Source organism: Bacillus sp. ISL-75 (assembly GCF_018613095.1).
Window position 1 is genome coordinate 76,490 of record NZ_JAGGQX010000018.1, and the last position, 13,888, is coordinate 90,377.

General features: G+C 38.6%; 14 protein-coding genes, 2 tRNA genes and 1 other annotated feature. Of the genes, 12 read left to right on the forward strand and 4 right to left on the reverse strand.

The window, feature by feature from the left end; all coding sequences use genetic code 11:
• Positions 1 to 131 precede the first annotated feature (131 nt).
• Positions 132 to 332, forward strand: coding sequence for a cold-shock protein (gene cspD, locus J7E63_RS08140; RefSeq protein WP_214712564.1), 201 nt, complete (start codon positions 132 to 134; stop codon positions 330 to 332).
• Between the two features lie 186 nt (positions 333 to 518).
• Positions 519 to 722, forward strand: a complete 204-nt coding sequence (locus tag J7E63_RS08145) for a cold-shock protein (RefSeq protein ID WP_179195903.1) — start codon at positions 519 to 521, stop codon at positions 720 to 722.
• Positions 723 to 765: 43 nt separating this feature from the next.
• On the opposite strand, the gene J7E63_RS08150 is transcribed toward J7E63_RS08145, so the two are convergent.
• From J7E63_RS08150 to J7E63_RS08160, 3 genes are all read right to left on the reverse strand, one after another.
• Positions 766 to 1,059, reverse strand: coding sequence for a DUF6509 family protein (locus J7E63_RS08150; RefSeq protein WP_215011009.1), 294 nt, complete (start codon positions 1,057 to 1,059; stop codon positions 766 to 768).
• Between the two features lie 461 nt (positions 1,060 to 1,520).
• A tRNA-Ser gene (locus J7E63_RS08155) sits at positions 1,521 to 1,612 on the reverse strand.
• An 11-nt stretch (positions 1,613 to 1,623) separates the two neighbouring features.
• Positions 1,624 to 1,697 (reverse strand) — tRNA-Gly (locus J7E63_RS08160).
• A 217-nt stretch (positions 1,698 to 1,914) separates the two neighbouring features.
• Between J7E63_RS08160 and J7E63_RS08165 the strand changes: the two genes are divergently transcribed.
• From J7E63_RS08165 to J7E63_RS08175, 3 genes are read left to right on the forward strand one after another with little or no spacing between them, the layout of a single operon-like run.
• Positions 1,915 to 2,667 carry a DeoR/GlpR family DNA-binding transcription regulator gene (locus tag J7E63_RS08165; RefSeq protein WP_285289918.1) on the forward strand — a complete coding sequence of 251 codons (753 nt, stop codon included), beginning with the start codon at positions 1,915 to 1,917 and terminating at the stop codon, positions 2,665 to 2,667.
• Positions 2,664 to 3,578, forward strand: a complete 915-nt coding sequence (gene pfkB, locus J7E63_RS08170) for a 1-phosphofructokinase (protein ID WP_215010993.1) — start codon at positions 2,664 to 2,666, stop codon at positions 3,576 to 3,578. The genes J7E63_RS08165 and pfkB overlap by 4 nt, the downstream gene beginning before the upstream one ends.
• A gap of 13 nt (positions 3,579 to 3,591) precedes the next feature.
• Positions 3,592 to 5,454, forward strand: a complete 1,863-nt coding sequence (locus J7E63_RS08175) for a PTS fructose transporter subunit IIABC (RefSeq protein WP_215010995.1) — start codon at positions 3,592 to 3,594, stop codon at positions 5,452 to 5,454.
• A gap of 28 nt (positions 5,455 to 5,482) precedes the next feature.
• On the opposite strand, the gene bcbE is transcribed toward J7E63_RS08175, so the two are convergent.
• Positions 5,483 to 6,769, reverse strand: a complete 1,287-nt coding sequence (gene bcbE / locus J7E63_RS08180) for a bacillibactin exporter BcbE (protein ID WP_215010996.1) — start codon at positions 6,767 to 6,769, stop codon at positions 5,483 to 5,485.
• Positions 6,770 to 6,948: 179 nt separating this feature from the next.
• Positions 6,949 to 7,199 (forward strand) — a binding site (T-box leader).
• A gap of 60 nt (positions 7,200 to 7,259) precedes the next feature.
• Here bcbE and trpE point away from each other — a divergent pair.
• The 7 genes from trpE to trpA are packed head-to-tail and all read left to right on the forward strand — an operon-like array spanning position 7,260 to position 13,656.
• Positions 7,260 to 8,648, forward strand: a complete 1,389-nt coding sequence (trpE, locus tag J7E63_RS08185; RefSeq protein WP_215010997.1) for an anthranilate synthase component I — start codon at positions 7,260 to 7,262, stop codon at positions 8,646 to 8,648.
• A complete protein-coding gene (locus tag J7E63_RS08190) occupies positions 8,645 to 9,256 on the forward strand; it encodes an anthranilate synthase component II (protein ID WP_215010998.1) in 612 nt (203 codons plus the stop codon). The genes trpE and J7E63_RS08190 overlap by 4 nt, the downstream gene beginning before the upstream one ends.
• Positions 9,228 to 10,256, forward strand: a complete 1,029-nt coding sequence (gene trpD / locus J7E63_RS08195; protein ID WP_214998345.1) for an anthranilate phosphoribosyltransferase — start codon at positions 9,228 to 9,230, stop codon at positions 10,254 to 10,256. The genes J7E63_RS08190 and trpD overlap by 29 nt, the downstream gene beginning before the upstream one ends.
• Positions 10,257 to 11,048: an indole-3-glycerol phosphate synthase TrpC gene (gene trpC / locus J7E63_RS08200; RefSeq protein ID WP_215010999.1), complete on the forward strand. Its 792-nt coding sequence runs from the start codon at positions 10,257 to 10,259 to the stop codon at positions 11,046 to 11,048. It abuts the gene before it with no gap.
• Entirely contained in the window at positions 11,045 to 11,662 is a 618-nt protein-coding gene (locus tag J7E63_RS08205; protein WP_215011000.1) for a phosphoribosylanthranilate isomerase, read from the forward strand. The genes trpC and J7E63_RS08205 overlap by 4 nt, the downstream gene beginning before the upstream one ends.
• 5 nt (positions 11,663 to 11,667) lie before the next feature.
• Positions 11,668 to 12,867 carry a tryptophan synthase subunit beta gene (trpB, locus tag J7E63_RS08210; RefSeq protein WP_215011001.1) on the forward strand — a complete coding sequence of 400 codons (1,200 nt, stop codon included), beginning with the start codon at positions 11,668 to 11,670 and terminating at the stop codon, positions 12,865 to 12,867.
• A 3-nt stretch (positions 12,868 to 12,870) separates the two neighbouring features.
• A complete protein-coding gene (gene trpA, locus J7E63_RS08215) occupies positions 12,871 to 13,656 on the forward strand; it encodes a tryptophan synthase subunit alpha (RefSeq protein WP_215011002.1) in 786 nt (261 codons plus the stop codon).
• The last annotated feature ends 232 nt before the right edge of the window (positions 13,657 to 13,888 follow it).

A 13,888-nucleotide genomic window follows, 5' to 3' on the forward strand; every position in this document is an offset into this window, starting at 1 on the left:
TTATTGGTTTAAGTAGTCGTAACTGCACGAAAATGTGGGTGATGTCTATTGCCCAAACGTGTTAGTGCGTCTTTTTTATTTTTTTAAATGTAGGATAAATTAAAAGTGAACTATATTTTGGGGGTTTTTCCATGAACAACGGTAAAGTTAAATGGTTTAATGCAGAAAAAGGATTTGGATTTATTGAAGCTGAAGGCGGTCAAGACGTATTCGTACACTTCTCAGCTATCCAATCAGAAGGCTTCAAAACTTTAGAAGAGGGCCAATCAGTTTCTTTTGAAATCGTTGAAGGCGCTCGCGGACCACAAGCTTCTAACGTTCAAACAGTTTAATTCTTTTAAAAAAGGTGATGCACCATGATTAAGCATCACCTTTTATATATATGATTTATACACAATTAGAATAGTTTAAAAGTCAACAGGATACTGCTAAATGATGTATTTGATATTTTCCATATTATTTAGCTAGCAAACTAAGTATTTAAAAACAGTCATGCACTAATACAAGGGGTGATCGTTTTGGCGTTTGGTAGAAAAAATGATGAGGAAATCAAATTAGAAGAAACTAAAATTTGGGTATGTAGTTCAGAGACTTGTAAATGCTGGATTCGCGACAATTTTAAAAGCACTGATGTGCCACTATGTCCGATCTGCAAAAGTGAAATGACTGAAAGTACTAAAGAATTGCAAGTAATTCACAATCATAGTAAGAATTTTATGTGATCAAATTATCAGCAGGGAGGTTTCATTTCTCCCTGCCTTTTTATTATTCTTTTGCGTTATCTTTACAATAGGCAAGGACCAGTTCTTCTTCATCCTCTTCCAGATCAAAGTCAAGCACCTTTTCGCTACCTTGTTCATAAAGATAAAAGTTGGTTATTTTGTCACCATTTTCATCGCTGACGAAAATGGCCCTTAGGCCAATTCCTTTATCCGAATAAAGCTCATCCTCTTCATCTACATCAATATCTAAGAAAAACTCATATCGGTCACCTGATAATAAACCGAATGGATCTACCAATTTTTCAACTGAGTGTCCAGTAATGTTCAAGTGTATCATCCTCTTCAAATTATTCATCCTAATTATTATACACATATTTAAATCAACAAGAAAAACTAGAAGTAGCACTGTTATTAATATTTTTCTCGAATAGTGTTAATTTTACCTAATAATTTCAAATCAATTTGAAATAAATGTGAATAATTCCATAAATGGGATTATTATATACTGTACAGATTGTTCCAATATTTGTTTAGAAAATGCAATTCAAATAATACCAGAAATAAAGAAAATAAGGGATACAGGCGAACCTCTTCATACAAAAAAATGCATAGATTGTGGGCAGTCCTTTTCTACCTTTCAGTTTGCAAGGGAAAAATGTCCTCTATGTATTAATAGGGACCCTGAATGGTTAAGTCCTTATTAATAAGGAACATGCAAAAACCGCCAGAAATTATTTCTGGCGGTTTTTATATTAATATAAACACGATAAAACGTCGTGTTTTTTGAAAGAATATGTATGGAGGAGAAGATGAGATTCGAACTCACGCAACGGTTACCCGTCCTAACGCATTTCGAGTGCGCCCCCTTATAACCACTTGGGTACTTCTCCATTTTGTCCTATGGAGCGGGTGAGGGGAATCGAACCCCCGCCGTCAGCTTGGGAAGCTGAAATTCTACCATTAAACCACACCCGCAATATTTCAAAATGATACATAAATATTATACCATAATCATTCGACATGGAGCAGAAAAGTTTTGTTTTTTAAGTTGATATATTATGTATTGTAGAAAAATTCAAATAACGTTCAAAAACATTCAATTTATGAATGTTTTTGAAAGAAAATGATTGATTTTTGCAATCGTTTTCAGTATTATGTACTTAAGAAGAATAAAAAAATAGGTGGTGATGACTTGTTAACACCAGAACGTCATCGAATCATACTACAATTGTTAAAAGATAAGAATGTTATTAAAATTAATGAAATTATGGAGTTAACCGAGTCTTCGGAGTCAACAATTCGCAGAGACCTCTCTTTGCTAGAAGACCAAAAATTTCTTAAGAGGATCCATGGAGGTGCCTCAAGATTACAGGGGAAACTTCAAGAGCCAAGTATGATTGAGAAATCCTCCAAAAACCTTCAAGAAAAACGATTGATTGCTCAATTTGCAGCGAATTTAGTGGAGGAAGGTGATTGTATTTATCTTGATGCTGGGTCCACTGTGATTGAAATGATTGAATTCCTGCCATTAAAGGAAATCGTTGTTGTCACGAATGGATTAATGCATTTAAAGCCATTATTAGACAAAGGCATATCGACTTATTTAATTGGCGGTTTGGCGAAGCCGAATACAAATGCTTTTATCGGAAGGGGAGCCTTCGTAGGCTTAGACCTCTACCGTTTTGATAAATGTTTCATAGGTGTTAATGGCATCCATCCACAATTTGGATTTACAACTCCAGACCAGGAGGAAGCAATGGTAAAGCAAAAAGCAATTTCTCTTTCAAGAGAGACCTATGTTTTAGCAGATAATACAAAGTTTTCTGAAATCTCGTTTGCCAAAATTGCCGATATCCATGAAGCAACTATTATCACTAATGATGTAGATGACGAAACGCAGAAGCAATATGTAAATAGAACAACAATAAAGGTAGTGACATCATGATATACACTTTGACTTTAAACCCTTCAGTCGACTATATAGTCAAATTAGAGAGCTTTGAGCAAGGAGAATTAAATCGAACAGTAAATGAGGCGAAATTTCCTGGTGGAAAAGGGATAAATGTCTCAACGGTATTAAACCAATTTGGTACCAAAAGTAAGGCACTTGGATTTGTTGGTGGTTTTACTGGAGCTTATATTGAGCAATATCTTCATAATGAAAAAATTGATACTGACTTTGTTCAGGTTGATGAAGATACTCGAATTAATGTAAAGATTAAGACCAGTCAAGAGTCAGAAATTAATGCTATCGGTCCAAATATTTCAGAACAAAACTTCAAGCGTCTAAAACAAAAAATACACCACTTAGGAGCAGATGATCTATTAGTACTAGCTGGAAGTATCCCCGCTAGCTTACCTAAAACAACCTATGAGGAACTAGTGAAAATTTGCAGTGAAAGTGGAGCAGAATTTGTTGTTGATGCTGAAGGTGATTTATTAAAAAAGGTTCTTCCTTATAGCCCATTTTTAATCAAACCGAATCATCATGAACTGGGGGAATTATTTGACACCACCATTGCTAGCCCAGTTGAAGTCATCCCATATGGCAAAAGACTCGTGGATATGGGAGCGAAAAATGTAATTATTTCACTTGCTGGCGCAGGAGCGGTACTGATAAATAGCGGAATGACACTTTTTGCGGAAGTTCCAAAAGGGGAAGTGAAAAATTCAGTTGGGGCAGGGGACTCCATGGTCGCTGGTTTCCTTGCTGCCTACGCCCGGACCAGAAATATCGAAGAAGCATTTCGTTACAGTGTGGCATCAGGTAGTGCGACAGCCTTTTCACTAGGTTTATGTACTAGGGAAAAAGTAGAAGAACTCCTTCCACAAGTTCATATAAAAGAGATCCGTTAAGGGAGAGAAAACCATGAAAATTACTGAATTGTTATCAAAAAATACGATTCTTTTAAATATTGAAGGCAATCAAAAAGAAGCCACGATTAATCAGCTGGTTGATGTTCTTTTTAATGCGGGGAAAATATCGGATCGTACTGAATTTAAAGCAGCGATCCTAAAGCGTGAAGAGCAAAGTACAACTGGAATTGGGGATGGAATCGCAATTCCGCATGCTAAAACAAAAGTAGTGAAAGAAGCCGCTATTGTCTTTGGTAAATCAGCTGCAGGTGTTAATTATGAATCATTGGACGGTAAACCGGCACATCTATTTTTTATGATTGCTGCTCCAGATGGTGCGAATAATACACATTTAGAAGCATTAGCTCGACTCTCTGGTTTGTTAATGAAAGCGGAAGTCCGATACGATCTTCTAAAGGCAACCACTCCTGAAGAAATCATAGACACCATTAACCGAAATGATAAAGAAGAAAAACAAGAAACAGTAACAATAAGTAAAAGGAATTCAATTGTTGCTGTTACAGGATGTCCAACTGGTATTGCACATACCTATATGGCCGCCGACTCCTTAAAAGCAAAAGCATCTGAAATGGGTGTGGATATAAAGGTTGAAACCAATGGTTCTGGCGGCGCAAAAAATATTCTGACCAAGGAAGAAATTGAAAATGCAACAGCAGTCATTATTGCTGCAGATATCAATGTGGAAATGGAACGATTCAACGGCAAGCATGTCATTCAAGCAGCAGTAGCAGAAGGAATTCGTCGCCCAGAACAATTAATTGACAAAGCGCTAAAGCAGGATGCACCTATTTTTCGAGGAAATGGCGGACAAAGTGAAAAGGGATCTGATCAAAAAGGGTCACGTACAGGCTTTTATAAGCACCTAATGAATGGTGTTTCTAATATGCTTCCATTTGTTGTCGGCGGTGGAATTCTTATTGCGATTTGCTTTATGTTTGGTTATAACTCATTTAAGCCTGATGATCCATCCTATAACCAAATCTCAGAAGCATTAATGACGATTGGCGGCGGAAACGCATTTGGACTCATTGTTCCTGTTTTAGCAGGGTTTATTGCTCTAAGTATTGCAGATCGTCCAGGTTTTGCTCCAGGTATGGTTGGCGGTATGATGGCTGCAAGTGGCGGAGCAGGCTTCCTTGGCGGTTTAGTTGCTGGCTTTCTCGCAGGTTATGTTGTCCTTCTTCTGAAAAAAGTATTTGCCGGACTGCCTAGATCTTTAGAAGGTATTAAGAGTATCTTATTATACCCTCTTTTTGGAATTGCCATCACAGGATTCATCATGCTTTATGTAGTGAATAAACCAGTTGCATGGTTAAATGGAACAATTGCTGATTGGTTGACAGGTCTTGGGACAGGCAATGCAGTTTTATTAGGTATTGTGCTAGGTCTTATGATGTCGTTTGATATGGGGGGGCCAGTTAATAAGGCAGCCTATGTATTTGGAACAGGTTTATTAGCGAGTGGTGTTTATGAGCCAATGGCAGCGATTATGGCTGCAGGTATGGTACCGCCGCTAGCAATTGCTCTTGCAACGACATTCTTCAAAAATAAATTTAATGACCAAGACAGAGATGCTGGTAAAGCATGTTATGTAATGGGCTTATCCTTCATTACCGAAGGGGCGATTCCATTTGCTGCAGCTGACCCATTACGTGTCATTCCTTCCGTTATGGCTGGTTCGGCCATCGCAGGTGCACTGTCAATGGCATTCGGAATTGGTCTCCGCGCACCACACGGTGGAATATTTGTAGTCCCATTGGTTGAAAATGGTGCCCTTCTTTACGCACTAGCTATTTTAGTTGGATCAGTTGTATCAGCACTATTAATCGGGTTCCTAAAAAAACCTGTGAAATAATTACAAAATGAAAGAGCTGAGGGATTCCTCAGCTCTTTTGTCCTTGTGCATTGGGTTTAATGGCCATTAATGCGACAAGTGCAGCAATGATACTTAGACTGCCTAAGAGGATAAAAATCCAATGGATCGCATGCTTTAATAACAATGCAATAATTGGAGGTCCAGCAGCAACTCCAATAAACCTCATGGAACTATAAATTGATGAAATGGTTCCTCTTTCTTCTTTTTCAACGCCTTCGGTAATTAAAGCGTCTAGACATGGAAGGCCTGCACCGATTCCAATTCCGCTAATAAGAAACATGGTAATCATGTACCAAAGCTTAATCGAAAACCATAATGCACCAATGGATAAGGCTGTTGCGACAATTCCGGCAAACGTGATCCATTTCATCAATACTTTATTTTTCTTAATCACCTTACCGCTAATAAACGATGATAGGCAAAGTGCTCCTAGTGGTAATGCAAGAAAAAATCCCTTTTTAATATCCTTAATGTTGTATTCTTTTTCAAAAATTTCCGAAAGATAAAATAAAATCCCAAAAAGGACTAGCATGAGTATTCCACCAATAAAAAAGATACCGTAAATCCAACGGCCCTTTTCAGTAAAGGTTTTTTTCACGTTGATGAAAAACTCTTTGAAAGGAATTGGTTTCTCGGTTGTTTTTGGACATTTGACCAGAAATATGATCATCACAACGGAAATGGCACAAAATAAAGGGAATGAAAAAAACGGCAAAAACCATATGAATCCTGCTAGAAAAGCCCCTAAAATAGGACTTAATACCTTCCCAAACGTATTGGATGTTTCAATGAGACCCAAACAACAACTAACATCATCTTCGTTATTAAACATATCACCAACCAATGGCATGACAATAGGAGCCGCCCCTGCTGCTCCGACCCCTTGCAGTGCTCTGCCAGCTAAAATAATCCAATAGGCATCATCAAGTTTCCATGAGGCAAATCCTGAAATTAGACCGCCAATACCGGCAATGATGAGACTGGGGATAATGACCTTTTTTCGACCAATATGGTCTGATAGGTATCCTGCGACAGGTATTAAAAAAATGGCGACAATCGAATAAACAGTAATTATCATACTTGTTTGAAAAGATGAAATTGATAATTTTTTTTCCATTGAAGGTAGAACTGGTATTAACATTGAATTTCCCAATGTCATGACTAAAGGAATGGAAGACAGTGAGATGATTGCCCACTTTTGATTAGATATCTCATTGGACCGCTTTTGTCCGGCTGCAGATTGTTTCTTTTTCACAGCTTTTGGATTTTGGCTTAAATGTTCAATATGTTCCATTAATCTTCAATCCCGCCTTCATGATTTGCTATTATTACTATTCGCTTAATCACAGCAAAAAACCCTAGTTAAGGCATCCTTTAAATGGAAAATAATTAATTTGAAATTTTCTAAATCTTTCACTTGACTTTCACTTGGAATTTGCGTAGGATAAAAGTCAACAACATCAAAGTTAAATAATTAACTCGTTGAGCAAGAGGAGTACACTAATTTATTTCTTCCAAGAGAGTCGGGGTAGGTGGGAGCCCGATAAGAAAGGATTTGTGGAATGGACTTGTGAGAGGCATCTTGAAGTAAGAGTAGGGATGCACGGAACTCCACCGTTAAAAGGATAGGATATCGAACGAATTGTTCCGTATCTGAAGAGGAAGCAGGTTTTATCCACTGCTTCAAATGGAGGTGGCACCACGACCATAGAATCGTCCTCTATATGCGTAATTAATTGCGCATATAGAGGACGATTTTTTTTTATTTAGAAAGGAGTCGAAACATGAAAATTAAAAGTGGTTATTTCATAAACGAGATCGAAGGAGACACGCTTACACCAATCTCCATATTACAAAAAATTAGCGGGAAAAAGAAGTTCCTATTGGAAAGTTCTCATAAGTACAATGACTCTGGGCGATATTCCTTTATTGGTGCAGACCCAGCTTTCGAACTTATTTCGAGGGGAGATAATAATGAGATTATTCAGCGGAATGGAGACAAGAAAGTTTTAAAAGGCAACCCTCTCGAAGTATTAAAAAAACTTATACCACCCATGGGTTTTGAAGAGTTTCCCTTTCCGTTTATTGGAGGCGCGGTCGGGTACGTGGGGTATGACATTATCAGGCAATATGAAGTAATTGGAGATGAATATTCAAACGGAATGGAAATGCCGGATGTACACTTAATGTTTTATGAAGAAGTTATTGTTTTTGATCATCTTGAAGACAAGGTCTTGATTTGTGGTTGTCCTTTAGTCAAGGGGAGCGATAACGTTTTAATTGAAAAAAGAATCAATCAAAGGATAGAAGAGCTAAAGCAACCTACCTTCTACCCAGCAGAGGAGCCATTTTATTTCTCAGGGTTTGAATCCGAAACAAACAAAGAAGCCTTTATCAAAAATGTAGAAATGGCGAAGGAGCATATTTTAGCAGGTGATATATTTCAAGTAGTCCTTTCGAGACGAATGAAATCAACATTTAACGGAGAACCTTTATCGCTTTATCGTAAACATCGTGCGAATAATCCTACTCCTTATATGTTTTATATTGATTTTGATGCTTATACCGTTATTGGATCATCCCCTGAAAGTTTAATTAAAACAAGAGCCAACACAGTTATTTCAAACCCAATTGCAGGGACCAAAAGACGGGGAAAAACAAACGATGAAGATTTGTTGATTGAAAAAGAATTAAAAAATGATGAAAAAGAACTTGCTGAGCATAAGATGCTTGTTGACCTTGGCAGAAATGATCTCGGCAAGATCTGCAATTTTGGTTCCGTTCAAGTAGATAAGTATATGGCGGTAGAAAAATACCGGCATGTGATGCATCTTGTCTCTGAAGTAAGCGGGCATTTAAATGCTGATAAAACAGCAATAGATGCCCTCGCGGCCTGTCTGCCCGCTGGGACTGTTTCAGGAGCCCCGAAGGTTCGGGCTATGGAGATTATTAACTCCTTGGAAAAATCAAAACGAGGGTTATATTCAGGAGCTGTTGGTTATTTATCAGCAGACGGAAATATGGATTTTGCCCTTGCTATCCGAACGATGATTTTAAAAGAGGGTTCAGCATATATTCAGGCAGGGGCTGGTATCGTTTATGACTCAAATCCAGAGTCCGAATATCAAGAGACAATAAATAAACTTAATTCTTTCTTGGAGGGTGAGAAATGATTTTACTGATTGATAATTTTGACTCGTTCACATTCAACCTTTATCAGTATCTAGGGGAATTAGGTGAACAAATTACGGTTTTACGAAATAACCAATTAAGCATGGACCAAATCAGTGATTTAAATCCTAAAGCCATTATTCTTTCCCCAGGACCAGGGAAGCCAGAGGATGCAGGAATTTGTATCGAATTGATTCAAACATTTTATAATAAAATCCCTATTTTAGGAATCTGTCTCGGCCATCAAGCCATTGGTGCAGCTTTCGGTGGGGAGATTCAAAGAGCAGCCCTTATCAAACATGGTAAAACATCATTGATTTCACATCGGAGCGATGGATTATTTAACGGTCTTCCCAACCCATTAGAAGTGATGCGCTATCATTCATTAATTATTGAGAAGAGTAGAATTCCGGAGGAACTTGAGTGTATTGCTCATTCTGATGATGACCAGGAAATCATGGCCATAAAACATTGTCAATATCCCGTTTTCGGTCTTCAGTTTCATCCGGAGTCGATTGGTACTCCATCAGGTAAACAAATCCTAAAAAACTTTTTAAATGAGATAGAGAGGATGAATAAAAGTGAAGAATTATTTACTCCAATTAGCTGAACGTGAATCATTTTCTGAAAACCAGATGAAAGAAGCCGTGCATTTCATTTTGGGTGAGGAGGTTTCCGAATCTGAAATTGCTGCTTTTTTAATGGGATTGAAATCTAAAGGAGAAACAGTTGAAGAAATTACGGGGATTGTAAAAGCGATGAAGGCAAATACGCTGAAATTTAATGAGAAAATTTCAGGCGTTCTTGATAATTGTGGAACAGGAGGGGACGGATCCTCCAGTTTTAATGTGAGTACTACGTCTGCTTTTGTTATTGCTGGTGCTGGAATTCCTGTTGCCAAGCATGGCAATCGAAGTGTTTCGAGCAAAACGGGCAGTGCGGACGTGCTGGAATACTTAGGAATCCATTTAAATCTTTCTGCAGAAAGAACAGAAGAAATTCTTCAGGAAATAGGATTATCCTTCTTATTCGCCCCAAACGTTCATCCAAAGTTAAAGAAAGTCATGACAGTTCGAAAACAATTAAAGATACCAACCATTTTTAACTTTATCGGACCACTTACCAATCCGATTGAGTTGGACTATCAATTGTTGGGTGTGTATCGGAGAGATTTATTGAATGTGTTTGCTGAAGTTCTTTTGAAGTTAGGACGCAAGCGGGCTATTGTTATTAATGGTGCAGGTTTCATGGATGAAGCATCACTTCAGGGGGAAAATTATTTAACTATTTTAGAGGATGGGAAAATTGCTAATCAATCATTTCTCCCAGAAGAAGTCAATCTCCCACAATATGATAACAGCTGTATTAAGGGTGGAGACTCTAAGGAAAATGCTGAAATATTAATCAATGTGTTAAAAGGGGAAAAGGGTGCTTACCGTGATACGGTTTTACTTAATTCCGGACTAGGAATTTATACAGCAGGTAAAGCAAACTCCATTCAGGATGGGATCAATGTTGCGAAAGAAATCATTGACTCTGGTGCTGCTTATGAAAAATTAACTACTTTGATTGAAAAATCTCAAGCAGCGGGTCAGAAAGAGGCGATATAAGTGGCAACAATCTTAGATAAAATCATTGACCAAAAGAAAAAAGAAGTTCTCTTCCTTCGAGAGGGAAACCAACTATTCGAAGGTACAAATCAGCCGAAAAGATCTTTAGTTCAAAAACTGAAAACAGCAGAACAAATATCGATTATATCTGAATTTAAGCGAGCATCTCCTTCAAAAGGAATCATTAATAACATGATTGAGCCTTCCTATCAGGCGGGGTTATATGAAGAATATGGCGCTTCTGCTATTTCTGTACTAACAGACCAAATCTTTTTTAAGGGCTCTTTCTCCGATTTAAGAGCTGTTCGGAGCAAGGTAAATCTGCCGATTCTCTGTAAAGACTTTATCATTGATGAATTGCAAATAAATCTTGCTTCTTCCAATGGGGCGGATATCATTTTACTGATTGTAGCTGCATTAGACGATCAGAGATTGGTTGAACTCCTTCAATATGCTAAGAACTTAGGCTTGGAGGTACTGGTGGAGGTTCATAATCAGAAGGAATTGGAGAGTGCACTTAAGACAGGTGCAAAGCTGATTGGAGTAAATAATCGCGACTTAAAAACCTTTCATGTTTCGCTTGAGGTGACAGAGACATTAGCTTCCATTGTAAAAAGCACTGGAGCGTATCTCATTAGTGAAAGCGGGATCCATCACCAAGAGGATGTAGCACGTGTTAGAAATGCAGGAGCGAATGGGATTTTAGTGGGAGAAGCATTAATGAAAAGTGCAAATGTGAAACAATCCTTTATAGACTTTCGCTTGCCGCTTAAAGAAGGTGTAAATAGATGAAAGTAAAAGTTTGTGGAATAACTGATGTCGAAACAGGGGTTGCGGCGGCTCAATATGGTGCTGATGCTATTGGGTTTGTTTTTGCAGAAAGTAAGCGCAGGATCTCGATTGAGAAAGCACGTGAGATAATTGCTAAGATACCTAAAGAGGTGTTTAAGATCGGTGTTTTTGTTAATGAAACAAAAGCAGATATCGAAAAAATTGCTTCCGCTGTGGGCCTGACACATATCCAGTTACACGGAGATGAAACAGCATCATTCAGTGAATCGCTTTCCTTGCCTGTCATTAAGTCAATCAGTTTTCAAGGAAATGAAAGCTTAGAAGCATTGGCTGATTTTCCAAGTGACTTTATTTTACTCGACAGTCCCAAAGGAAAATACAGAGGCGGAAATGGAACGGTGTTTAATTGGAATGAGGTCAATCCTCACTTGATTAATAGCCAAAAAGTCATCCTAGCTGGCGGGTTGCATGCAGACAATGTTGAAGAAGCGATAAAAATTATTAGGCCATATATGGTGGATGTTAGCTCAGGTGTAGAAACCGATGGGAAAAAGGATTTAAGTAAGATTCAAACATTTATTGAAATAGCCAAAAGCACACCTGTAGGGAGGTAAATGGAATGAACACATATACATTGCCAAATGAGAAAGGCCACTTCGGCATTTTCGGGGGAAGATTTGTCCCGGAAACATTAATGAAAGCAGTAATTGAACTTGGTGAAGCCTATGAAAGCGCCAAAAAGGATTCTTCCTTTCAAGCGGAAATTCGAAAATTGTTAAAAGACTATGTGGGTAGAGAAACCCCATTGTATTATGCAGATAACCTGACGAAACACGCGGGCGGGGCTAAGATTTTTCTGAAAAGAGAAGATTTAAACCATACTGGCGCCCATAAAATTAACAATGCGATTGGGCAGGCACTACTAGCGGTACGTATGGGAAAGAAAAAAATTGTAGCTGAAACCGGTGCAGGTCAGCATGGTGTAGCAACGGCAACCGTTTGTGCCTTATTAAATCTTGATTGTATCGTGTTTATGGGTGAGGAGGACATCAAAAGGCAGGCATTAAATGTTTTTCGAATGGAATTGCTGGGTGCAAAGGTCGTCAGTGTTACATCTGGTAGTGCAACATTAAAAGATGCCGTAAACGAAGCCTTAAGATACTGGGTTGAAAATGTAGATGATACCCACTATCTATTAGGATCTGTAATGGGACCACATCCATTTCCGCAAATGGTTAGAGATTTTCAAAGTGTTATTGGCAAAGAAACAAAACAACAATTCCAACTTAGCGAAGGGGCGCTACCGGATGCAGTGGTTGCCTGTATTGGCGGCGGGAGCAATGCGATGGGGATGTTCCATCCATTTATCGAGGATGAGATGGTTAGTCTTTATGGCGTGGAAGCTGCTGGACAGGGTGTTGACACAGAGTATCATGCGGCTTCCTTAACAAAGGGAAGTCCAGGTGTACTACATGGTGCACTAATGTATCTATTACAAGATCAAGATGGTCAAGTTCAAGAAGCCCATTCCATTTCGGCAGGTCTTGATTATCCAGGCGTAGGACCAGAACACAGCTATTTGCATGACATTGGTCGAGCATCATATCAATCGATTACCGATAAAGAAGCGCTAGACGCATTTCAGCTCTTATCGAAGCTTGAAGGGATCATCCCCGCATTAGAGAGTGCCCATGCAATTGCCTTTGCAGTAAAACTAGCTGCAAAAATGGATAAAACAAAAAAGATTGTTGTTTGCCTATCAGGACGCGGAGATAAAGATGTGGATACCGTGAAAACACGGCTGAGAGAGGAGAGATAAGAAATGAACCGTTTTGAAAAAACTTTTACGGCTTTAAAAGAAAATAATACAAAAGCTTTTGTTCCCTACATAATGGCCGGGGATGGTGGGCTGGAATGTTTGGTTGAACGTCTAACACTGTTGGAGAAATTTGGTGCAACTGCGATTGAAGTTGGGGTTCCGTTTTCAGACCCTGTGGCAGATGGACCAACCATTCAACGAGCTGGAATAAGGGCACTTGAAAATGGAACAACCTTAAAGGGCATTATTGCAGAACTAGGAAAAGCGCGAAAGGATGTGTCAGTTCCAATCCTCCTCATGACCTATTTAAATCCTATTTATTCCTATGGAGTAGAGGAATTTGTCCGAGATATTCGTCTTGCTGGTGTGGATGGGTGTATTATTCCCGATTTACCAATAGAAGAAGAGGGTATCATTACGCCACAACTTGAGAAAGCAGAAATTGAGTTGATTCGCCTCGTAACACTGACAACACCAATGGAGCGAATCAAAACGATTTCAAGCAAGGGCAAGGGATTTTTATACACGGTTACAATTAAAGGGATTACAGGGGCAAGAAATGAATATGATTCGGAATTGAATCAATTTTTAAAATCTGTAAAAGATGTAAGTCCGATTCCCGTCTTGGCTGGCTTCGGCATTTCAAATCAAGAACAAATAACGGACTTAACAAAATACTGTGATGGAGTTATTGTCGGCAGTAAAATTGTCGATTTATTTAACAGTCAAAATTTGTCCGAAATGGAAAAGTTGATGTCAGTCTTCAAACCAAAATCAAAGATCGTATAGGTAAAAAGTCTAATCTCAATTGTGAGAGTAGACTCAGGCTGTCGAGAAACTTTCGACAGCCTCTTATTTTCTACAATAACTTTAACAATTCACCGCGTTAATTCATTATAATATTATTAATATATAGGCTTTGCTACATGTCTGTTGATTTGCGCTCCAGGCACTTCGCTTTCCGCGGGCGTGCCGGGGAGCCTCCTCGGCGCTGAAGCGGAGGGCACTGAAAAACTTGCGT

Excerpts from the sequence above, each read along its gene's own strand:
- cspD (WP_214712564.1), top strand. The coding sequence starts at position 132 with ATGAACAACGGTAAAGTTAAATGGTTTAATGCAGAAAAAGGATTTGGA.
- J7E63_RS08150 (WP_215011009.1), bottom strand. The coding sequence starts at position 1,059 with ATGATACACTTGAACATTACTGGACACTCAGTTGAAAAATTGGTAGAT.
- pfkB (WP_215010993.1), top strand. The coding sequence starts at position 2,664 with ATGATATACACTTTGACTTTAAACCCTTCAGTCGACTATATAGTCAAA.
- J7E63_RS08175 (WP_215010995.1), top strand. The coding sequence starts at position 3,592 with ATGAAAATTACTGAATTGTTATCAAAAAATACGATTCTTTTAAATATT.
- bcbE (WP_215010996.1), bottom strand. The coding sequence starts at position 6,769 with ATGGAACATATTGAACATTTAAGCCAAAATCCAAAAGCTGTGAAAAAG.
- trpE (WP_215010997.1), top strand. The coding sequence starts at position 7,260 with ATGAAAATTAAAAGTGGTTATTTCATAAACGAGATCGAAGGAGACACG.
- J7E63_RS08190 (WP_215010998.1), top strand. The coding sequence starts at position 8,645 with ATGATTTTACTGATTGATAATTTTGACTCGTTCACATTCAACCTTTAT.
- J7E63_RS08205 (WP_215011000.1), top strand. The coding sequence starts at position 11,045 with ATGAAAGTAAAAGTTTGTGGAATAACTGATGTCGAAACAGGGGTTGCG.
- trpB (WP_215011001.1), top strand. The coding sequence starts at position 11,668 with ATGAACACATATACATTGCCAAATGAGAAAGGCCACTTCGGCATTTTC.
- trpA (WP_215011002.1), top strand. The coding sequence starts at position 12,871 with ATGAACCGTTTTGAAAAAACTTTTACGGCTTTAAAAGAAAATAATACA.